The 21,210-nt window shown below is 52.4% G+C and carries 23 protein-coding genes; 9 read left to right on the forward strand and 14 right to left on the reverse strand.

The genetic code is table 11. The annotated features are described in order from the left end of the window. The first annotated feature begins 9 nt into the window (after positions 1-9). The 5 genes from KI379_RS16910 (at position 10) to KI379_RS16930 (ending at position 2,626) form a co-directional block, all read left to right on the forward strand. Complete coding sequence (locus tag KI379_RS16910) at positions 10-333, forward strand: iron-sulfur cluster biosynthesis family protein (RefSeq protein ID WP_212984270.1); 324 nt, start codon at positions 10-12, stop codon at positions 331-333. Positions 334-381: 48 nt separating this feature from the next. Then, entirely contained in the window at positions 382-945 is a 564-nt protein-coding gene (locus KI379_RS16915; RefSeq protein ID WP_076171181.1) for a beta-class carbonic anhydrase, read from the forward strand. Between the two features lie 243 nt (positions 946-1,188). Next, on the forward strand, positions 1,189-1,749 hold the full coding sequence (locus tag KI379_RS16920; protein WP_076171178.1) for a PadR family transcriptional regulator: 561 nt from the start codon (positions 1,189-1,191) through the stop codon (positions 1,747-1,749). Between the two features lie 137 nt (positions 1,750-1,886). Next, positions 1,887-2,324 (forward strand): hypothetical protein, encoded by a 438-nt coding sequence (locus KI379_RS16925; protein ID WP_076171176.1) that lies wholly within the window; start codon positions 1,887-1,889, stop codon positions 2,322-2,324. A 5-nt stretch (positions 2,325-2,329) separates the two neighbouring features. Next, positions 2,330-2,626, forward strand: coding sequence for a YxcD family protein (locus KI379_RS16930; protein WP_076171759.1), 297 nt, complete (start codon positions 2,330-2,332; stop codon positions 2,624-2,626). Between the two features lie 146 nt (positions 2,627-2,772). Here the strand turns inward: KI379_RS16930 and pdxK are convergent, their stop codons facing one another. Next, positions 2,773-3,585: a pyridoxine/pyridoxal/pyridoxamine kinase gene (pdxK, locus tag KI379_RS16935; RefSeq protein ID WP_212984271.1), complete on the reverse strand. Its 813-nt coding sequence runs from the start codon at positions 3,583-3,585 to the stop codon at positions 2,773-2,775. Between the two features lie 333 nt (positions 3,586-3,918). On the opposite strand from pdxK, the gene KI379_RS16940 reads away from it, so the two are divergent. Beyond that, on the forward strand, positions 3,919-4,182 hold the full coding sequence (locus KI379_RS16940) for a hypothetical protein (RefSeq protein ID WP_089547926.1): 264 nt from the start codon (positions 3,919-3,921) through the stop codon (positions 4,180-4,182). Positions 4,183-4,281: 99 nt separating this feature from the next. Here the strand turns inward: KI379_RS16940 and KI379_RS16945 are convergent, their stop codons facing one another. The 5 genes from KI379_RS16945 to KI379_RS16965 form a co-directional block, all read right to left on the reverse strand. After that, positions 4,282-5,235 (reverse strand): aminoglycoside phosphotransferase family protein, encoded by a 954-nt coding sequence (locus KI379_RS16945; protein WP_212984272.1) that lies wholly within the window; start codon positions 5,233-5,235, stop codon positions 4,282-4,284. A gap of 44 nt (positions 5,236-5,279) precedes the next feature. Beyond that, the gene (locus KI379_RS16950; RefSeq protein ID WP_076171166.1) at positions 5,280-5,684 is read right to left on the reverse strand and encodes a CBS domain-containing protein; all 405 of its coding nucleotides are present in this window, start codon (positions 5,682-5,684) and stop codon (positions 5,280-5,282) included. Between the two features lie 311 nt (positions 5,685-5,995). Beyond that, positions 5,996-7,180, reverse strand: coding sequence for a hypothetical protein (locus KI379_RS16955; RefSeq protein ID WP_212984273.1), 1,185 nt, complete (start codon positions 7,178-7,180; stop codon positions 5,996-5,998). Positions 7,181-7,418: 238 nt separating this feature from the next. Next, positions 7,419-8,573, reverse strand: a complete 1,155-nt coding sequence (locus KI379_RS16960; RefSeq protein ID WP_212984274.1) for a serine hydrolase domain-containing protein — start codon at positions 8,571-8,573, stop codon at positions 7,419-7,421. A gap of 151 nt (positions 8,574-8,724) precedes the next feature. Further along, positions 8,725-9,543 carry a helix-turn-helix domain-containing protein gene (locus tag KI379_RS16965; RefSeq protein ID WP_244879315.1) on the reverse strand — a complete coding sequence of 273 codons (819 nt, stop codon included), beginning with the start codon at positions 9,541-9,543 and terminating at the stop codon, positions 8,725-8,727. A 134-nt stretch (positions 9,544-9,677) separates the two neighbouring features. On the opposite strand from KI379_RS16965, the gene KI379_RS16970 reads away from it, so the two are divergent. Continuing rightward, the gene (locus KI379_RS16970; protein ID WP_076171158.1) at positions 9,678-10,487 is read left to right on the forward strand and encodes a phytanoyl-CoA dioxygenase family protein; all 810 of its coding nucleotides are present in this window, start codon (positions 9,678-9,680) and stop codon (positions 10,485-10,487) included. 90 nt (positions 10,488-10,577) lie between these two features. Here KI379_RS16970 and KI379_RS16975 read toward each other — a convergent pair whose 3' ends face one another. The 5 genes from KI379_RS16975 to KI379_RS16995 form a co-directional block, all read right to left on the reverse strand. Then, positions 10,578-11,156: a GyrI-like domain-containing protein gene (locus KI379_RS16975; protein WP_212984276.1), complete on the reverse strand. Its 579-nt coding sequence runs from the start codon at positions 11,154-11,156 to the stop codon at positions 10,578-10,580. Positions 11,157-11,158: 2 nt separating this feature from the next. Then, positions 11,159-11,938: a VOC family protein gene (locus KI379_RS16980; RefSeq protein ID WP_212984277.1), complete on the reverse strand. Its 780-nt coding sequence runs from the start codon at positions 11,936-11,938 to the stop codon at positions 11,159-11,161. 4 nt (positions 11,939-11,942) lie between these two features. Continuing rightward, the gene (locus KI379_RS16985; protein WP_212984278.1) at positions 11,943-12,758 is read right to left on the reverse strand and encodes a VOC family protein; all 816 of its coding nucleotides are present in this window, start codon (positions 12,756-12,758) and stop codon (positions 11,943-11,945) included. Beyond that, positions 12,745-13,566, reverse strand: coding sequence for a VOC family protein (locus KI379_RS16990; RefSeq protein ID WP_212984279.1), 822 nt, complete (start codon positions 13,564-13,566; stop codon positions 12,745-12,747). Before KI379_RS16990 ends, KI379_RS16985 begins: the two co-directional genes overlap by 14 nt. Positions 13,567-13,656: 90 nt before the next feature. Further along, entirely contained in the window at positions 13,657-14,418 is a 762-nt protein-coding gene (locus KI379_RS16995) for a sigma-70 family RNA polymerase sigma factor (protein WP_212984280.1), read from the reverse strand. Positions 14,419-14,693: 275 nt separating this feature from the next. Between KI379_RS16995 and hmpA the strand changes: the two genes are divergently transcribed. After that, complete coding sequence (gene hmpA / locus KI379_RS17000) at positions 14,694-15,914, forward strand: NO-inducible flavohemoprotein (protein ID WP_212984281.1); 1,221 nt, start codon at positions 14,694-14,696, stop codon at positions 15,912-15,914. A gap of 120 nt (positions 15,915-16,034) precedes the next feature. On the opposite strand, the gene KI379_RS17005 is transcribed toward hmpA, so the two are convergent. The 3 genes from KI379_RS17005 to KI379_RS17015 all read right to left on the reverse strand — a co-directional run bounded on the left by KI379_RS17005 (position 16,035) and on the right by KI379_RS17015 (position 20,135). Next, a complete protein-coding gene (locus KI379_RS17005) occupies positions 16,035-17,045 on the reverse strand; it encodes a phytanoyl-CoA dioxygenase family protein (RefSeq protein ID WP_212984282.1) in 1,011 nt (336 codons plus the stop codon). A 104-nt stretch (positions 17,046-17,149) separates the two neighbouring features. Then, on the reverse strand, positions 17,150-18,043 hold the full coding sequence (locus KI379_RS17010) for an AraC family transcriptional regulator (RefSeq protein ID WP_244879316.1): 894 nt from the start codon (positions 18,041-18,043) through the stop codon (positions 17,150-17,152). Positions 18,044-18,254: 211 nt separating this feature from the next. Continuing rightward, positions 18,255-20,135 carry a beta-L-arabinofuranosidase domain-containing protein gene (locus KI379_RS17015; RefSeq protein WP_212984283.1) on the reverse strand — a complete coding sequence of 627 codons (1,881 nt, stop codon included), beginning with the start codon at positions 20,133-20,135 and terminating at the stop codon, positions 18,255-18,257. A 198-nt stretch (positions 20,136-20,333) separates the two neighbouring features. On the opposite strand from KI379_RS17015, the gene KI379_RS17020 reads away from it, so the two are divergent. After that, positions 20,334-21,188: a helix-turn-helix transcriptional regulator gene (locus KI379_RS17020; protein ID WP_212984284.1), complete on the forward strand. Its 855-nt coding sequence runs from the start codon at positions 20,334-20,336 to the stop codon at positions 21,186-21,188. Positions 21,189-21,210: the final 22 nt, after the last annotated feature.

Below are 21,210 nucleotides of genomic sequence, written 5' to 3' on the forward strand. Positions count from 1 at the left end.
AAACCCGCCGTGGTTATCCAAGTTACCGAAACTGCCAAAAAGCATATCGAGTCGCTTGCCGGGTCGCAGTCGGCCATCATCCGGCTTGCCTACGATTCCGAAGGCTGCGGCTGCGGCGTCAACGGGCTGCCGGCACTCTGGATCGTTTCCGCCAAAGAAGCCGATGATGTGGAAATACAGAGTCATCATCTGCATTTTATTATTCACCGCCTGCAGGCGGTTTTTTTCGAAGAGCAACTATACCTGGACTCCGAAAAAAACTATCCATCGTTCCGGCTTACCGGTGACGGGCAGCTGTACGGTCAAAATATCAGGCTAGTGGATAAGCGTTGACGCCTTACATCATGCATCATTACCCAACTATGGAAGGAGCAATTCATTATGACAACCGTTTCGCAGATTTTGGAGTTCAACCAGCAGTTCGTAGAAAGTAAAGAGTACGAAAAATACATTACCGGCAAGTTCCCCGAGAAAAAGCTCGTTATCGTCACCTGCATGGATACGCGCCTCGTAGAGCTGCTGCCCAAAGCGATGAACGTCCGCAACGGCGACGTGAAGCTCATCAAAAACGCCGGTGCGATCATCTCGCATCCGTTCGGCAGCGTCATGCGGAGCGTTCTCGTCGCTCTGTATGAACTGAAAGCTGACGAAGTCATCGTCGTCGGGCATCTGGACTGCGGCATGGCGGCGCTCAACGCAGACGTCATGATCGAGCATATGAAGGAGCGCGGCATCTCCGATGAGGTGCTGTCGACGCTGGAGAACTCCGGCATCAATCTGAACGATTGGCTGCGCGGATTCGATAACGTACAGGAAGGCGTAAAAGGAACCGTGGGCCTGATCAAAAATCACCCGCTTCTCCCGCCGGGCTGCAGCGTTCACGGCATGGTCATCGATCCGAAAACAGGCCATCTCGAGCTGGTTGTCGACGGTTACGATAAGTAGAATACGCTTGGATTTGCAAAAACACGGATGATCATCATCCGTGTTTTTTCTATTTTGTGAACAGCGGGCAGCGGTCCAGCGCCGAACCGGCTCCTTTAAACTCGATTTCTCAGTGTTAGACGAACATCATTTTCTTTTTCCGTTCCGATCCATGCTTTTCAGTCATGAGCTCAGGTTGAAAACCATACAGTTTAAGTGTACACTTTGGTTGAAAAGACCATCTCACGTATAGGAGATATGCTAATGAATACACTTTCCTATGGACTACTAGCTTTCCTTGCACGGGAACCCGGATCAGGATATGATGTGATGCTCAAGATTCAGCCGTTCTGGCAGGCTAAGCACAGCCAAATCTATCCGCTGCTGGCGCAGATGGAAGAGAACGAGCTGCTGAGCTCCCATTGGGTGAAACAATGCGACAAACCGGATAAGAAGGTATACTCCATTACGGACAGCGGCATCCGCAAGCTCAAGGAATGGATGTACAAACCGCTTCCCGATCCGGTGACCCGCGACGAATTATCGATGAAAACCTTCTGCATGTGGATGACCGACAGGGATAACGCCATCGATATCGTGGAAACCCGCAAATCTTACTTCATCCGCCGGCTGGAATCGTTCCAATCGATGCAGGGCAAAGTGACAGAGGAACATAAGAAATTCGGTACCCGGGAGTTTTACGATCACCTGCTGATCCAGAAAGGCATCTTTAATGCGGCAGCCGGCTTGGAATGGTGCAATTGGGTTCTGGGCATATTGAGAGAATGCGATTATTCGGAGCCTCCGGCATTAGTCAAACCGTAAACTGAATGATCTGACATTATTCATCTTTTATCGGCAAAAATTAATTTAATTAATTTTGAAACCTTAAGATATTTGGTACGTAATGTATTATGAGATAGACATGCTTTCACCATTCTCAGGGAGGTATATTTCAAACCATGAAAAAATCTTTACAGAAGTGGATGCTGATTGCTTTGGCGTTTACGTTCTTCTTCGCCGTTACCGTACCGGATAACGCGGACGCCAGACGTGCAGGCGGTGGATTTAAATCCGGCACAAGATCCTACACGAACACGCCGAGCAAGTCGACGCCGAACAGCAACGTCAAAAAGTCGACCAACAACACCTCGAGTACAGCCGGCACAACGGCAAAACGCGGCTTCTTCAGCGGCGGCAGCTTTATGAAGGGACTCATGATCGGCGGATTGGCCGGACTTCTGTTCGGCGGCATGTTCAGCAACATGGGATTCATGGGCGATTTCTTCGGATTGATCATCAACCTGCTGGCCATTTACGTTCTCTTCTCGCTCATCCGGGCCGGATACCGAGCGTACCGCAACCGGAAGCGACCGAATCCGAATGATGGACGGTATTAATCATGTTGATTCTGACCATGGATGAAATCGTGAACGCGATTTGTCTTCATACCGCCGAGCGTAAGCAGATCCGTCCGACGGATGTGCAGGTGGAGCTGAGCTGGGACGAGGAAACGGGATATTCCGCAGAGGTTTGGGCACAGGGACGGAGCCAGTATTTGGTCGAGTCCAACATGATTGAAGCCATCCTGCGTTACCTCTACAGCGAATATAACATTCGGGCTTACCGCGAGCAGGTGACGCTGGATTTGGATGAAGAAATCACGGCTCACGTTGATGTTGAGGTTGAACAGGCGTATTAATTTATACCGAAGGCTGGGTGTCCGTTTTGGATGCCCGGCCTTCTTTTTGATGTCATAAAAACAAAATAAAAAAGGATGCACATTCCGGGAATGTGCATCCTTTTTCTTCATTGCTCCAAAGCAGCCGCTGCCCATCGGCTTCGAAATTACCGGTTCAGACGATACCCGCCGTGGAAGACCGGCCCCACGTATTCGTTGAACTGGTATCCGCTGCGGATGGCCGCCGACACAAAATCCTTGGCTTTGGCCACCGCATCTGCAACAGATAGTCCATTCGCCAGTCCGCCCGTAATCGCCGCGGCGAAAGTACAGCCGGCACCGTGGTTGTAGGCCGGTTCGATCTTGTCCGTCTCCAGGACGGTAAAGTCCTTGCCGTCGAAGAAGACGTCGATCGCACGGTCTCCCCCGAGTGCCTTGCCGCCTTTGACAACGACGTTTTGGGCGCCGAGGCCGTGAATTTTGCGGGCCGCCTCCTTCATGTCCTCGACGCTGGTCAGCTTGCCAAGGCCGGACAGCACGCCGGCTTCAAACAGATTGGGCGTAACCACCGTGGCCAGCGGAAGAAGCAGGTCGCGAATCGCCTCAGCGCTTTCGGGATTCAGCACTTCGTCTTCGCCTTTGCAGACCATAACCGGGTCAATGACCACGTTTTTCTGCTGATTGCTTTTGATCGCCTGCTCTGCTACGCGGACGATGTCCACGCTGCCAAGCATGCCTGTCTTCATGGCGTCCACCGGTCCACCGGCAAAGACCGTCTTCAGCTGCTCCGCAACCAAGGCCGAATCCACCGGATATACGTTATGGTGCCAGCCGTTGTCCGGGTCCATAGTCACGATCGTGGTCAGCGCGCTGAATCCATAAGTGCCGTACTCTTCGAAAGTTTTCAAATCCGCCTGAATGCCTGCGCCCCCGCTGGAGTCGCTGCCGGCAATGGTTAACGTCTTCATAATCTTCGGCATATGAATTTCCCCTTTGTTCTGCGTGAATGCTTATTTTCTGAAACTGAGTTGATTATACCAGAAAATTGTCGAATGCGTTATTCCTGCGGTCTCCATTTTAGGATGTACCCAAAGCATTCAAAATAGCCGGATCGTTGGCATCCCCTCAACAATAGCTGTATGGAACTGATGAACCTACCCCTGAAAACTTAAAGCAATGCCAATCTATTGCAGCTTTTATCCTTATATAAGCAAGCGATAGAGATCCCCGTGTCTTGTGAGGTTCCTGTCTAGCACGTTTTCTATCTCCACTGCATTGAATATAGCGAACTACTAGAAAAGAGGTGAGACGCTATGCCCCGTCGTGTGAAGGCTGTCCGGCAGCCGGACCTTGTACTGATCAGCTGGTCCAGAAACCCGCTGGTTCCCGGTTCTGCACGCAGAATCGTCGCTGCTCGCGTCATTGGCAGCGCCGCTCCCTGCAGGCAAGACTTAAGACCCAATGCGCTGCTCAGCACTGCATTGGCTTGTCTACAGGATCATGATGTAGGATTTAAAATCGTATTCCGCAAAATGACTTCCGATATCAGCGGGTACCTGCTGCTGCAGCGCAATTAATCTTTTATGAAAGAGGAGGAAGCCGGTTGGCTTCCTCCTCTTTTCAGCTCGTGTATGAATATATCAACATCCAAGATGAAAATTTCAGTCATCGTTGGATCATTTTATTTCCAGCAGTTCTTTCTCTAAACTCTGAAGGGTCGATGTTCGTTCTGACGGTGATTGACGGTCAAATAACAGCTGTTCAATAAACTCCCATACATCCTCCAGCTTCCTTCTGATTTGGTAGAACGTCAGTGTCCTGCCATTCAGCGTGAAATCGGGATGAAATTGCCGGTAAATCTGCATAAATTCATTAAAGTAGGATTGGTCAACCACAAACATCAGGTCCGCTTCCACAGGAGCTAGCTTTAGGCCTTCCCAGTCAATTAGCATCAGTTGACGGCGGCTTTGAGGCTGCATTACATTCCAAGGATGGATATCCGTATGACACAGCGCAAGCGGAAGCTGGCTCTGTTTTATCACGGCTGATAGTTCATCAGCATTGAAGATCATCCGGTTTAACGCTTCAACGTATGGCCCCAGCAGATCATATACATCGCCTGGAAGACCGGCACCCTTAGTCATCAGGATATTTTTCAAGCTTAATGCAAACGGCAGCTCGAAATTTTCCACGATATTTTCGGACTGAACAGGCAGCTCTTTACCGCAGCTATGCAGCTCGGCTACAATTGCCGCGAGCTGGCAAATTTGTTCCTGTGTTAGCGGTTTGTCCCCAATGGTCTCACCATCAATATAGTCATAGAGGAGATAGATGCCATAATCATCTTCACAACGGTAATGGCCATGGGTCGTCATCATCGGAACAGGTATTTTTCCATGCAGCCCTGTAGTCTGCTCAAGCCAGCTCGTGATGGGTACATATTGATCAATCCGCGCGGTCCATTTGGGCGTGGACGATCTGTCTTTTTCATATACCTTCAAAAAGTAGGAGCGGCGGCTTTCCGGTTCCGTCACCTTATAGGCCAGCGCGGCCCATCCGCCCTTCTGCCGGAGAACCTCCACCTGCTCCAGTCCGTAATACTTGCTCAGGATGGCAGTGAACTTGTTCATAAGATTCATTCACCCGTTGTTCCGGTCTTGATCTGACCGAATGATCAATCACTAATGTTACTCGTGTAATACTCTATAATAACCTTGCGGCGGATGATGCCGATAAAGATCTCGTTTTCATCTACGACGGGAACAAAGTTTTGGTCGGCAGCCAACTCCAGCATATCTTCCAGATGCGCATGGATTGAAACGCATTCATTTTTAATCCGGCGCTTAATCTCATGGACCTTGACGGTATCCAAATTTTGAAAGCTCAGCCCGGGGGTATTCTTCATTTTCCACAATAGATCCCCTTCGGCCAGCGTGCCTGCGTATTTCCCCTCTTCATCGATGACGGGGATCGCCGAATACTGGCTTTGCTCCAGCTTGTCCATAGCCTCCTGCATTGTGGAAGAAGAATGAATGTAAGCCACTTTGTCTTTGGGGAACAGAAAATCGGATATTTCCATCGAACAAAAGCTCCCTTCTCATTCAATTTGCGCCGCTGCTAGTGCGTCTGTAGTGGACAGGAGCGATTTGCCGCTCGCTCTGTGCCTTTGTTGTAAGTGTAGCATACTCGAAAAAAAGAAAAAACTTTCGATCCTGCGCAAGACAAATGAAGCCGCGGTCCGCGGACATTCGAAATGGGAAGTGAGCACCTCTAATAAGCAGACAGAGTCCGCATAAGCAAAAAGCCCATTCGGCTTCGATATCTCCATGGAATGGGCACTTTGTTTTGATCATTTTTTGCGTATACATCGTCAAACTTCAGCGGATTTCACTAGTTCTGAAGGGCGGCGGCACCAAGCTTTATTAGTTTGTAAGCTCCGTCCGCAGTGCCAATAAGCAGCGTCTGCCCATTCTGTAAAGGCTGTACGAGTTCACCGGCATTGTAGCTGGCACGGTTAATCACTTTCGTCCAAGTCGCATCCCCGTCAGGAGCGATTCCCCAAACCCCTTGTCGGGATACCGTCCCGTGCCAATCCTCATTCACCTTCCCCGTCGCGATGAATCCGCCGTCTGATGCAGGCTGGATATCGTTCACCATGCTGCGGTCAAACGCAGAATCAAGTATCGTTGTCCATTGCAGTGTGCCGCTGCGATCCACCGACAGCGCAAAACCTGTAGTCAAATACCGGATCGGATCGTTCGGGTTCGGATGGTTATAATAGCCGGCGGCCACGATACTGCCGTCATGTCCTTCGGCGAGCGACAAAACTTCAACGTTCTGGGAATCGTCTGCCACCGCGATCGATTGCTTCCACTTCACTTGACCCGATGGAGCGAATTTGGCCAGCACCACATGCCCCTTCTCCCCGTCCCGGTACTCACTGCCGGATATGAGAAACCCTCCATCCGACGTGTGCTGCACGGAATGAATCCGTTCGAAGGCAACGTCTACCAGATCTCCTTCATGCAAGGCTTTTCCCGCTTCGGAAAAAACGATCCAATGTAGTGTATGGCTATTGGAGGTGCTCCCAGGTGTATCCACTGCAGCCGCATACTTTCCGTTTTTCAGTTGATCCACCGAAACGATATAACTGTCCGCCTTCTCCAGGGTATATGCCCACTCCTTTTGCCCTTTTTCTCCTACCTTTAAAATCTGTGATCCACCTCCAGCGATATACCCCTGATCCTGGGTGTGATGAAACTCCGCGATATATTCAAGCTCATGTTTGGGAAAGCCGATTTCCTTCTTGATTTGACCATAGGCGCCGATCGAATGGACGACAATCTGTTCCCCTTCAATTCCGGCATAGGAAATCGCATTCGTCCCGTGTTCAAAAACATCACCAGCATGAACATTCAAGTCTGAGTAAGAAAGCATCTCCGGTGGGTTCTGGGCGGACGGCTCCGCAAATACATGGCTGCCGGCGATTATGCCCCATAGGCCAACAGCTGCACCTAACAGCCATTTGCGGACATTCGATGGTTTACTGGACCGTTTAGTGATCGTCATCATCATTTCATCAGCTCCTTGTCAGAATTGGGACCCGTTTCCATTATGGGCGGTGATTCGCTCTCCAACAAGCGGCAAAAGGGCTGGATCGCCCCCTGCCAAACTGACCAATACACAAGTACATTTTGACTAATATAAGGTACCTACTATGCCATCTCCCGGAAATAGAAACGGCTTACGTCCAGTGGATGACGTAAGCCGCAGTAAAAATATTAAAAAGACCGAAAACGTATCTCTAGGTTGTTTAATCCAACGCGCTGTAAACGACGTTGCGGATCCGGTTCGCAATATAAGGCTCGCGGCTCGGCAGCATCTGCTGCATATACACGAGGGTCAAGTCTTCCTGCGGGTCAATCATAACCCAGGAACCGGCCATGCCGGCCCAGCCGTATTCCCCGATCGAGCTGCCTGTGCCGCCCGCTGCCGGATCGATCATCACCCGAACGCCAAGTCCGTAACCATATCCGTTTAAATGCCCCCAATTGTAATCATTCATCTGTTGTGGGGTTAAATGATTTGTCGCCATCAATTGAACGGTCTTTGGACTCAGCAGCCGGTAGCCGTCCAGTTCCCCGCCACGAACGAGAGCCTGTGCGAAACGGGCGTAATCACCGATCGTCGACAACAGCCCTCCCCCGCCGCTCTCGAACCGGCATTCCGGTTGATACGGGGTTTCGAGCGAGTTGTTGGGCGTTAGCGTTCCGTCTTCCGCAAGATTGTACATCACGGCAAGACGATCCCGCTTGCCTTCACTAATCCGGAAAGAGGTGTCTTTCATACCCAGCGGGTCGAATATTTCCCGCTTCAAGTATTGTTCGAACGTCTGTCCGGACAGCACTTCAATCAGCGCCCCGAGCACATCGTGGCTCAGGCCGTACTGCCAGCGTGTTCCGGGATCGAAGGCGAGCGGAACTTCCGCCAGCGCGCGGGTGAAAGCACGCACGTCCATCGACGTCGGCGCTTTTTGATAAATCGGCCCCGTTAACCGCTCCGTTTCCGATCCGCTGCCGCCATAGGTGAGACCGGACGTCATCGTAAAGAGATCCCTGATGCGAATCGGACCCGCTGCTGGGCCGGCCACCATGTTACCGCTTTCATCTTGACGAAATACCGACGGGTTCTTGAACTCGGGCAAATATTCCTCCAGCGGATCATCAAGCAGGTACAATCCACGTTCATACAGTTGGAGAGCTGCTGTGCATGTGATGACTTTCGTCATGGAATATATGCGATAGATGGTGTCCGATTGGATATTCTGCTTCGTTTCCAAATTCGCATATCCGAATTTCTCATCATAGACCGTTTCACCTTTGCGCATCACCAAACAGGCGCAACCGGCAGGTCCTCCCTGTTCCATATATTTTTTGAACAGCGGGGTCAAACGTTCGAAACTGCTCATAGCCATTTCCCCTTTCACAAAATGTAGCGCTCCGCAGTGTGTCATCATGCCGCCTCCCGCATTGCTGGGTCAAGAACGCCGACTTGCGGCTGCCTATCTCGTTCATATATACCACTCTTTTACTACCCGATTCAACCATCGGTCTTCAACGTTAAAAGCCCTTGTCCATCGTAGGGGACGGATTGCGGTACTCACGGGGCGTAACTCCGTAATATTTGCGAAATTGGTCGGCAAAGTGGTTGTAGTTACCGAAACCGACCTCTATGGCGGCTTCTACCGCCAGCCTCCCGGAATGCTTCATCAGCAAAGCTGCTTGACGGATGCGCATTTGATTGACATGCTGCACAATGGTGCGGCCCGTCTCTGCCTTAAACAAATGTGCCAGGCGTGAAGGGGAAAGCCCCACCTCCCGGGCCAACAAATCAACCCTGATCTCCTCCTTCATCCGGCTGGAGAGGATGCCCAGCGTCTGTTCGATTCTGGGATCAAACCGTTTCTTCGTCCGCTGCGCAAGCAGAAGCAGTACTTCACGAATCGTGTTCTCGCACAAGGGCTTCCACAAAACGGATCTGTCGCGCGAATCCTGAAGGACGTTGCGAAACGCCCGCTCGATCCGGTCTTTAATGCGTTCTTCGGACAGCGTTTCAATCAGGATGTCATCTTCGGGCAGATAAGCGTTTTCCGGGAGTCCGGGATAATGGATCCATAAAAAATTCCACCATGATCCGCGGACCGTCCCGTATTCATGCGGCACGCCTGACCGGAGCAGGCCGAGTTGCCCGGCTCCGCACCCCTTCTTTCCGCCGGGTGTCATGAAGTAACCCTCGCCGCTAAGCGTATAGACCAGCAGCCAGTCCCGCATCCCGTCTGGCCGGTGAAGTCTGTAGGTGTCATCTTTTTCAAAATGGTCACCGAATATTGCTGCGCCAGTACCTTCAAGGACGTCTGGTTGACGAATAAACCCTGACACATTCGCACCTCCCCTCATTTCGGATGATAGCAGGATTCCGTGACTTAATAGCAGATTTCAGCCTTCTCCTTAACATAGAGTTACCGTATGCTATTGTCAATCAGTATCCATTACGAATCAGGGAGGGACACCCCATGCAGACGAATCCGCAAGTTTTGACGGAAGAACAGCTGCGAATGTTTGAAACGGAAGGGTATTTAATTGTAAAGGGGCTTTTTCAGCCGGAAGAATTGAGAGACATTGACGCTACCTTCGAAGAGATCGGCAACACCGTCGTACCCGGACACTTCGAGCCGGTGCTCGATCAGGAAGCTGGCGATCCGCTGAAGCGATATCCTCGCGTCATGCATCCCCACCGGTTCAACGCTACCGCAAAAAAGTATATGCTGCATAAACCCGTGATGGATGTGCTCGCCGATTTGTACGGCGAGGAGGCATTGGCGGCACAAAGCATGTTTTATTACAAACCGCCGGGCTCACGCGGGCAAGCGCTGCATCAGGACAACTTCTACTTGCAGGTCGAACCAGGTAACTGCATTGCGGCCTGGACCGCCATCGACCCGGCGGATGAAGAAAACGGCGGAATGCTCATCGTTCCCAAAACGAGCGATTATGCGCTGGTATGCCCGGAGGAAGCAGACTCCAGCGAATCGTTTACGACTCATCTGGTCAAGCCGCCAAAAGACAGGAAAGCCGTTCCCGCCATCATGGACCGGGGAGACGTTCTGTTCTTCAACGGTAATCTGATCCACGGGTCTTACCGCAACAAATCGCAGAATCGTTTCCGGCGTGCTTTTATTTGCCATTATGCCAACGCTTCCGCTACCCAGATCAGTTCATTTTATCGGCCGTTGTTCCGCAGGGACGGAAGCGAGGTCGATCTCGATGTCAATCCGGACGGCGGTCCTTGCGGCATCGAATTCGGCACCGCTTACCCGCACTAATGAATCAATGAATTCTGCAAGTGGCAAACAAGCGTGCAGGATGAATTACGAGATTAGCAGCCGTTCTGGCCACGCTGACAGGGGCGGTATTCACAGCGGATCCCCCCAAGCAAACGCTTGGAGGGTCTGCCCCTTCAGTTCCGCGAAATCACGACACGATCGGTATAAGTATATCTGCAATCTCGTTTCGTCCTTGATCGGTGCATAAATATCATAATCAAAGTAGTCGATGTCATCGGCAGGAATTTCAAAGGGATTTACCGGTTGAAGCCGATTCATTTCATAGCCAAATGAGCCATCACGTACATCCCTTTCATAAGGCCCTTGCTCAAACCAGCCGAACAACGCGCCGTACGCTTCTTCCATATGAGTCCGATTCCCACGGACGGTGAGCTTGGCATAGCGTTTCGCCGGAATGGTGATTTGCTGAAGTTCTGCAGGCAGTCCCTCGAAATGGTCCACCACCATGCCAACCCATAACGTGGTCACTTCCGTTGACCACTGCCACTCCGGAATAAATACGTATCCATGCTCCCGATCCGCAACCCCAGGGTGATGTTTAAGCCTTGCAGACACTTGGGCCCAGGCATCCCGCACAAGGCGTCCGTCTCTCGGAATATGCAGCACGGCCGCCTTCAATTCCGGCCTTTCCACGATTTCTATGTTCATGACTACACCCCCGTATGCTCCTGGCAAATCATGATCGTGTTGCCGTCCTCATCCCTGATATTGAAGAAGGATACTTGCGGAAGCCGCTGGATGCCGTATACGATGTCGAAACCGATCTCCTGCGCTTCCTTTGCGGCTTGATCGATGTCATATGTACTTAGTTTAAAAAGAACCGGCCCCTTCTTGGCTATAAGAACATCCTCCATACCGTTGGAATCCAGCATGAGCTCTGAACCGTTGTCAAGACGAAACACATGAAGATGGCCATATCGGTCCTGTTTCCGCACCTCAAGCCCCAACAGCTGTGAATAGCGTTCCACCGCGCGGTTAAGGTCCCTCACCCATAAAAATACAGATTGGATATGAGGATCGATGCTGCAGTGGGCACGGCTTCCGTCCACGCCGCCGAACGCCAGATGATATCCGTCCGGATCTTCGACCACAAACTCCTTCCATGGGCCGCCATCCGCAAAAATCGTCGGCTCCATGGCGAAGACGGCCCCTTTGGACTTGAACTCCTCATACAGACTGTCCAGCGCTGCCCAGGTGTCAACGTAAGCCGAGACGTCGATTCCGAGTTCGGAGCCGGGTTCCGGAGGATTGGGATAAATCCGGGCAGGATCCGGTGATTGATGAAGCTTGAGCGCAAGCCCGGATAATCCGTCACGCTGGGCCCACCAATCTGTCACGTCAAAGCCGAGCACGTCACGGTAATAGGCTCTGGATCGGGCCACATCCGAAACGGATAACACGGTTAACGAACTGCTGATTTGTTTTGGCATGCCGTCATTGTCCTTCCTCGTTCATTTGTGCAATGACGATCCGGTTCCCATCCGGGTCCAGAAGGGCGAATTCGCTCAGGTCAGGAAAGATTTGCGGTTCACCGGCCAACTCAAAGCCGTTAGACTTTACAAATTGGAGTGCCCCGTCATAATCCTCTGTTTCGAAATAAAACAGCTCCGAAAACGACTCCCCGTTCAGATGACGGTTATGGTCAAGCAGAAGCGCGGCACCGGATGCCGTCGGAACGGAATAAATCCGCTGCTCGGCGGCCGCTTCATCATATTCCACACCAAGCAGTCCCGAGTACCACCGGGCAGCCGCAGGCATATGCTTCACGTCAACAAATACGCCGCCGATTCTCGGCAAAATCGGACTTCGGCTTAATCCTGCCAATGATGAGTCTTCCTCGCGGTTCTCGGCCCAGCATGCCATCTGTACGTTCCCCTCCGGATCGCGGAAGTTAAAGTATGCCATCGGCCCGTGTCTTTCCGGTTCAGAGAGAGGCGTGCCTTGTTTCCGAATAAAAAGGTATGCCGCGTCAATATCCTTGGCAGGCAACATCATGCGCGGCATCATGTCTTCCCTCCAATCCGGATTTTGCCTGTTCCCCGAATTGGAATCCAGGATGAGATGCGTACCTTGAAAATCAAACCAATACACCGGTCCGCCGTTTAACCGTTCTTCCTTGATCGGAAGACCCAGCAGGCGGCTGTACCACTCGGCAGATTGCCGAAGATTCGTGACATGCACAAATACGCTCGCAATTCGGTTTTCGAACGGGATCGCGGTAGTGCGATTCATTTCTTCATGTTGAGACAATTTGAATCAGCTCCTTTTCCGATATACGGATGATTAAACCTTCCGGAGAACAAATGTGAAACCTGTTGACTCCATCCTGTTCCCGGCATGATCCGGCCGGGACGCCTAATTGGGACAGCTGCCGGTAAGCATCGTGAATGCTGGGCGTTTGCAGCGAATAATAAGCCTGGCCGTTCAGCCTCAGCAAGGCTTGACGGTGCAGCTCTTCGTCCATAACAATCATTGTAACAATCGTTTCTCCCCTGCCGATTTTGAGATCCGCCCCCTGCCCCCAATGGTTTACCAGCTCAAAACCAAGCATATCCACGTACCATCGGATCGAGGACTCCAAATCTATAATGGGAAGAAAAACGGCGAGAATCCGGTGAAACATCGGGGGAACCGGTCCTGGAGCCGGTGTGTAGAAGAGCGAATTGCTTTTTTCATGGCAGATCCCGGTCACGTTTCCGTATGGGTCGATCATCTCGCAAACGTTCATGTGATCCGTCTGCATCGTTGACGTGACCGAAATGTTCCTGGAACGAAGCCAGCCGCTGTGCAAATCGTCCCAATGACAATAGAAGTTGAAGCATGGAACGTGGCCAGAGGCGTCCAGGTGGATAAGCGGCTGATAACGCTGGTTTCCGGAATGTTCCGTCAGCGTAAGCAATGTTTCCCCATCTTGTATCCGCAAGTCGATCTCCTTACTGCCTCTGCGCCCGATCCTGAATTCAAACTCGTTGATGTACCATTCCGCAGCCGCCTTGGCATCAGGGACCGGCAGAATGACTCTGTCGATGCATACAAATGAAGCGCCGCCTGATGGCATGAATCTCTACCTCCTCTCTAGCTTAAATGCCCTTACATGTAAATAACGATGAAGCTGCCTGCAACCATACACAATCGCCTAAGATGATGATTAAAATGTTTCGCTCACCATAAAAACATTGCCGTCCGGATCCTGAAAAGTAAAATAAAATCGACCATCTCGGGTCCGGATGTCCGCAATGCGGCAGCCGTTCTCGTACACCTGGAGATAAGCTTCATAAATCATGTGGGGATCATGGCGGATAAAAGCAGCGGCAACCGCTTCAAGTAGCCTGGCGGCCGTCTTAGGATCTCCCGGCCGGCTCCGCGGCGCGCATGCATCGCTCCAAATCCCTTCCGGCGTATGGAGCGCCAGCAGGCGCAGCCGTTTGCGCGCCCGGGAAAGGGCAACCTGAACGGCCCCCTCCGCCATGTTGATGCAGTTTCCCGCTTCCTTGGCGGTAAGCCCGAATACGTCGCACAGAAGAACCATGACGAAAGCCTTCGGCTTCAGCCGGTACATCAGCTCTTCCAGCAGATCGCGGGTGATCAGGTTGTCCGCGAAGGGTTCCGTTTCACTTCCGTAAGCCGATTCAAATTGTTCGACCGACATGGTGACGAGCCTCCGGCTGGACCTGCAGCGGTCAATCCAAAGATTGCGGGCCGTGCGAAACATATACGGCTTGTTCAGGGTCATCTCCGGCATTTGTATACACCGGTTCATCAATCTGACCATGGTATCCTGAACCAGGTCCTCGGCCTCCCATTCCCGATGGGTCAGCGATCGGCAGTACTGCAGCAGCTGGGGTCTCACTTCGGCCAATAATCCGGCAAATTCCCCCGGGAAGGAAGAATTAAGGGTTGTTTCCGTCATATAACTCACCTCGCTCCCCTGTCCCAACGTCGCATATGACCTGCCTATTTGGGATTGTTAATAAAAAAGCACCACGCAAACAAATGTTCCTATTCAAGATATTCTATCTCTATTTTGCTTTTTCCTCTTTTTTCTCAAAAAAATATTCTGATCTTGCCCCCTCCCTGTACCGCCTTTCATACAGCCCCCATCGTTTGGAAAAATTTTGATTAATGCAAAATGAAATCGGTCAAGCTAATGGTTGGCAATGAAATATGGATGGAGGCTCAACAGACATGCTTGACTCTAAAACGATCGAGATCGTTCAATCGACTGCTCCTGTTCTTAAGCAGCACAGCGAGCAAATCGGAAAAAAGTTTTACGAATTGTTGTTTGCCAAGGCTCCGGATCTTTACAACCTTTTTAACCAGACCAACCAGAAGCGCGGGCTGCAGCAGGAGGCATTGGGTTATGCGGTATACGCCGCGGGTGAACATATTACGAATCTGGATGCCATCATGCCGGTCATTACCAGGGTCACCCAAAAGCACCGGGCTATCGGCGTAAAACCGGAGCAATACCCGTTGGTCGGAGAGACGCTTCTCGAGGCAGTCAAGGAGGTGCTCGGAAGTGCAGCTACCGATGAAATTATCGGTGCGTGGGGTAAGGCATACGAATATATTGCCGAGGCCTTTATTCAAATCGAACAGGACCTTTATAAAGAAGCAAAAGAACAAGCCGGAGGATGGGAAGGTTTCCGCAGCTTTACGGTTACCCGGAAAGTAGCGGAAAGCGACGATGTGACCTCCTTCTACCTAGAGCCTTCGGACAAACAGGCTCTTGCTGGCTTTGAACCCGGCCAATATCTAACGATCAAAGCGCAAGTTCCGGGCGAAAAGTATACGCACATTCGTCATTACAGCCTTTCGGACGCCCCGGGCAAAAGCTATTACCGGATCAGCGTGAAGCGGGAGCGTTCGAACGAGGGGAAGCCGGCCGGGATCGTATCCAACGATCTGCATGACCGCATTCAAGAAGGGGATTCTCTCCTCTTTTCTGCGCCGGCAGGTGATTTCACCATGGACCATACCAACGACCACCTAGTCCTCATCGGAGGCGGTATTGGAGTTACCCCCTTGATGAGCATGATCAATACCGTTGCCGATCAATTTCCAGGCCGCGAAGTAACCTTTGTGCAAGCGGCCGCGAACGGGAACAACCATCCGTTCAGGGAGCATCTTGCCGAGTTGGCCAACAGCCATCCGAACCTCCACTGTTTCACAGCGTATTCTTCTCCAACCGAGCAAGACCTGGGTTCAGAAAGCTTTTCACACAAGGGATATGTTGATGCAGCGTGGCTCCGCTCCATTCTTCCGTCCGGGCCGGCAGTGTATTATTTCTGCGGATCCGTCTCCTTCATGAAAGCAATCAATCAAGCATTGAAAGAGCTGGAAATCCCTAAGGAGTGCGTTCATTATGAAGCCTTCAGTCCGATCGCCATACTGGATGAGGAATAGCCGGATTTGGGGCAAACCACTTCAAAATAAAGAAGAGCGCGGCACAGGTGCCGGGCTCTTCTTCTATGAAAGATACTGCAGGCTTGAATCATTACTCCAAAAAAATCCAGGTATCGGGGTTCAGTCCTGTTCGTCTTTTTCCTGAACGACCGGCATCATCATGCCGTCGTCCATCCCCATCATCGTCACGCTGGTGGACTCGGAAATCTCATCATGCTGCGTAATATCAACCGGCGTATTGAATAGCGGTTCGGCATATGCCAGATGCGTCCGTCCGCGCGCCAAGATTTGGCGGTAATTCCCGCTGTCACCCTCGTAGCCGTCATGGTCCCATGGAACAAATGAACGGGCATTGCAGTAATGGCACACATACGATCGGCGGTAACGGTCCGTCGTTCGATTCGGGTAGGAGCGGTGAAACAGGTGTGAATGGAAGAACAGCACGTCCCCAGGCTTTAACGGAACCGGAATCGGGTCAGGATAATGGGACACCACCTTCGACAGCGTGTTGACTTCGTCATCCAGGTGACTGACATGCTCAACGGAATGGAGATCGGAAAACGCCTCCCTGGCGTGAACGTTTCCGCCATGATCTCCCGGCGGCGGATAAATCGGCTCATGGTTGGAGCCGGGAACCACCCACAGGCAGCCGTTCTCTTCATCGGCGTCCTCAAGCGCGATCCAGGCTCCGATCAACGTGTCGGGATGGGTTTTGATGTAGTATGCATCCTGATGCCATCCCTGTCCCCCTTTTCCCGGAGGATTAAAAAAGATCATGGACTGCAGGGCATACACATCCGGACCTGTAAGCGCCTCAAGCACGTCGAGTATTCGGGGATGCAGCATCAGCTGCTCCCCTTCCGGATAGAGGCGGGAGATCATATGAACCCGCGTTTTTTCGGCGAACTCCGCTTTCAGCGGGTCCTTATCCTCTTCGGATGCCTGTACGCGCTTTCCTTCATTCTCGATCCGCAGCCGTTCTGCCCACACGGCGTATTGTTCGATTTCTTTCGGATCCAGCAGCCCTCGGACGATGACGAATCCGTCCCTGTGATACTGCTTATACTCTTCCACCGTTACATAATAACGGTCCTCTCTTAATTTGGCTTTCGGCACATACGTCTGCCCCATGGTTGATCCCCTCCACACGCATTGATTATCTTAAGTGTGAAGGATTTCGTAAGCGTTCTCAATGGAGAGGACACGGAAAACGGTGGACGGATTTGATATCCGCTTTACCGGGAATCACCGTGATCCAGTACGACAAAATGCCGGTTCAAAGGATACGCGGCCTCCTCTTCCTCGATGACGGCCAAATGCCGGAACAACGGATCCGCGAACCGGTCACGAAACTCCAGGGCCGTCATTCCACGGGTTCGCTTGAACATGCGGGAGAAGTAGTGCTCATCGGTAAACCCGACATCGTAAGCGATTTGCTTGATGGTCCGCTCTGCCTGAATAAGGAGCTGTTCAGCTCTCCGGAGGCGGCGTTCCAGCAGCGCCTTCTGAGGCGGAATGCCCATCCAGCGGACGAACATTCGGGTGAAATGCTCATGGGTCCAGCCCGAGCTGGCGGCGATTTCTTCAATGGTAATCTGGCGGTGAAGATGCTGCTCCATATAGTCCATGGCCCGCATGATGGGGGCGGGCAGCGAAGCGGCCGACATCGACTCGTCTTCCTCGATCGCCTGCCATTCCTCAAGGACACCCATCAGCAAAACGGACGCCCTTCGCTGCCAGCCAGTCGGCTTGATATGTGCGATCTTCAGCATCTGCTTAAGCATGGAGGGAATCAGGCTCCCTCCGGCAATGACCGACCAGTCACGGAAATGTTCCCGATCGTGGTCCGGCCTGCAGAAGGCTTCCCGAATTGCAGCACATTCGAAGTGAACGAATAAGTGCCTTGTGGGAAGGCTAGGATCAAACCGGTACCGGTGCGGTTCTCCGGGGCAGGTGAACACGACTCCCGGACGGTCCAGCGCAAACGGCCCCCGGTCGATTTCATAAACGGATCGGGTTCCTGCCGGGAAGTATACCAATTCGAAATCGTCGATCGTACGCATCCCGAGAACGGATCCCGGCTTCACGGCGATGTCCCCCATGGCATGAATGACGGGTAATGTAAGCAACGATGCACAACCTCCCTAGTTTCTGGCCCTCTCGCTGCCGGATCGGAACCGCTCGTTTTAATAGCATAATACACGATTAAACCGCGCCCTGCAGCCCAAAAAAGAGAGATGACCGCATGCCCTGCGGCATCTCTCTCTTTAGAGCGAACCCGGGACGGATTCCACACGCCTTGCCGTGCAGGGTGAGAAGCCCTGTCTAGCAGAGCTTAGCTTATTGCTCCTTGAACCGCTTCCGGCTGCCGATGAGCGGGAACTCACCGATCCGCAGCCGCGCGCTACCGTAAGGGATCAGCTCAAGCTCCGCCACAGGCTGACCGTTACAGTCGGAATGAATGGGCGGTGTGCCTGCATTGTTGCCTTCCATCTTCCAGTCTTTGACCAGCTGTCCCGATGCTGTGATCCGCACGGGGGCTCCATCCGCGGAGAACGGCTGGCTTGGAATATCCGCCTCGGTTACCTCAAAGCCGGTATCGGCCAACAGGCCGTATTTCCAGGCCGATCCCGGATACAGCTCCCAATCATGGAACATTTCACGCTCACGCACCATCTGCCATTGCTCCCGGACCGGCAGCACATAGACAAGTGGTCCCCTCTCTACGCTGACCGCATAAAGGTTGCGCGACGTCGTGTTGACGGCCATCGGCAGCGTCAGTTCGATCCGGTCTCCACTCGCCCACTCGCGGTTGATTTTGGCATAGCCGTTCTCGGTCTGAACGTTCACCAGTGTACCGTTGATCTGGATTTCAGGCTGTGTACACCAGGACGGGATCCGCAAGGAAACCGTAAATGTTTCCGGGCGCTCCAAAGTGATTGAAATGGAGACACGGTCCCGGAAGGGATATTCTCCGCTGACAGCCAGCTTGGCCAAGGAACCGTTGCCAACCGGGGTCTCGACAGTACACGGCGCATAGGAAACGGCTGCAAGCCCGCCTTCATGGTCCTTCATCCACAAGTGCGACGTCAGCTTGGGCCATCCTTGGTGCATATTCGCGGTGCAGCAGCCGAAATGCGGCTCCAGGCCGAATAGGTTCGCGTCAGGCCCGTTCACCCAGCTGCGGGGAGCGACGTTGCACAAAATCTGGTTCACCTGCTGATCGTACTGATGGGAAGTCCAATCCGGAGAGATTGCCGCCGGCAGCGCATTAAACGCCACTTTCTCAAGAATGTCGCCGAACCTGCCGTCGCCGAATATCCGCGTCAGCTGCTCCATCGAAAACATGTATTCCACCACGGCGCACAGCTCGACACCCTGACTCGGGTGCGTGCCAGAGAGCCACTCGTCACCCGAAAACATGCCATGTGCCTGACCGTGGTATGTCATCAGCGAATCGATTCCGCGGTGCACAGCCTCCCTTAAGACGGCATCACCGGTCAGTTCGTACAAAACACCCGGCGTCTTGATCCCCATCGCCACATTGACCACATGCGTCGTCCAGTCCCACTCCTCTACCTTGCGCCAGAACGGGAAGTCGTAAAAAATATCGGACCAGTCTGTCGTCTGCTTGGCCACGATCTCCGCCACTTCCAGCAGCAAAGGATCCTGCGTCCTTTTATACAGCCAAACCAGGCAGAGCAGCATTTCTGCTCCCCGGGTTTTCGCCCAGCCTTGCAGCGGATTCTCTTCAATGGTGCGGCGGACGTAGCCGAAAAATTTCGTCAGAAAGGGAACGATCCTCTCATCTTTCGTCGCTTCTTCATGCTGCATCATGACCTTCAGCATGATCATGTAATGCCACCAATCGTGCTTTTTATCGACCTCACGGTTGACGGTTTCGATCCGTTTCGGACCGAAGTGGCCATCGTCCTGTTGACTCGCAAGCGACCATTCAACCCACCGGTTGGCTTTGGCAATCAACCTTTCATCTTCTAGCAAATAGGCAAGCGGAAGAAGTCCGTCCAAGTAGTACGGTCCGCGTTCCCAGCTTTCTCCGCTGCCTCCGATCCACCCGTTTTCGGGCCCGACATCCGCCCAATGCTCCTCCAAATGCCCGGTAAGACCTTTTGCTTGAATCATCAGTTGCTCCTTAAGCCAACCGGAAGGTTTAACCGCGCCAAGCGGCAGTTGTTCATAAGCGGTTTTAACGAATTTCATAGCTCGCCACTCCCTTTTCATCTTCGGTTTACTTCGGCTAACGCTATGAAATATACCATGTCCCCCGCTATTTACCGATACCGGATATCAACATGTTTTTGTCCGATCACAACCTCATCATGCAGGCAAAACATATGGCTTCGCCATGTACAATCCTTTATGATAGAAGCAATTCGATTCGAAGGAAGGAGGATCGCCATGTTTCAATTCATCGCTCCGCCTCTGCCCCATTACATTACCTGCGGGGAGGACATCTACCCGATTGGCGGAATCCATCCGGACCGCAGCGGCATCGGGGTCTTTGACCTGATCTTCGTGACGAGGGGTTGCCTGTTTCTGGAGGAAGAGCTTACGATGCTCACCGTCTCGGCGGGACATTACGCCATCCTTCGGCCCGACCGGTCGCACCGGACCGCCCGGCCCTGTTTGGAAGAAACGCATTTTTACTGGCTGCATTTTCAAACCTTGGGCAGCTGGAACGAAGTTTCCGAGCAGGATTCCTCTTTACCGGCATTTGAAGGCCATCCCCTCTATCAGATCGAGAAATTCTCAATCTATATTTCCCAGCAAGGAGCTCCACTTCTCCCAGGTCAAGTGGAAGAGCTCCTCCGCAGGCTGATGCTGCTGCACCCGGAACAAACAGTATCCGCCCGCTGGAAGCAGCAGACCTGCTTTCAGGACCTGCTGTCCATGCTGCAGCAGACGGAAGGGGGAGAAGTACAGAATCCACATCTGAAGGTGGCGGAACTGGCGGGCGAATATCTTCGCCGGCATTACCGGGAGCCCATCAGCTATAAGCGGATGTCGGAAGCCCTGCACTTTCATTCCAACTACATCGCTATATGTATGAAAAAGACGTTCGGCTGTACGCCGCTGGAGTATTTAACGAGGCACAGGATCGAGCAGGCCAAGCAAACTCTAATCCATACCGACGATCCGATCGGACGCGTCGCCGAGCAGACGGGTTTCGGATCCTTTCCTTATTTCGTTAGGAGCTTTGCGAGATATACCGGTCATACCCCGAAGTCTTTCCGGCAGCTCTACCGAAAATAATTTCGGCCAGAGGTACCTGTAT

Origin of the sequence: Paenibacillus cineris (assembly GCF_018333335.1) — a bacterium.
GTDB classification, from domain to species: domain Bacteria; phylum Bacillota; class Bacilli; order Paenibacillales; family Paenibacillaceae; genus Paenibacillus_AQ; species Paenibacillus_AQ favisporus.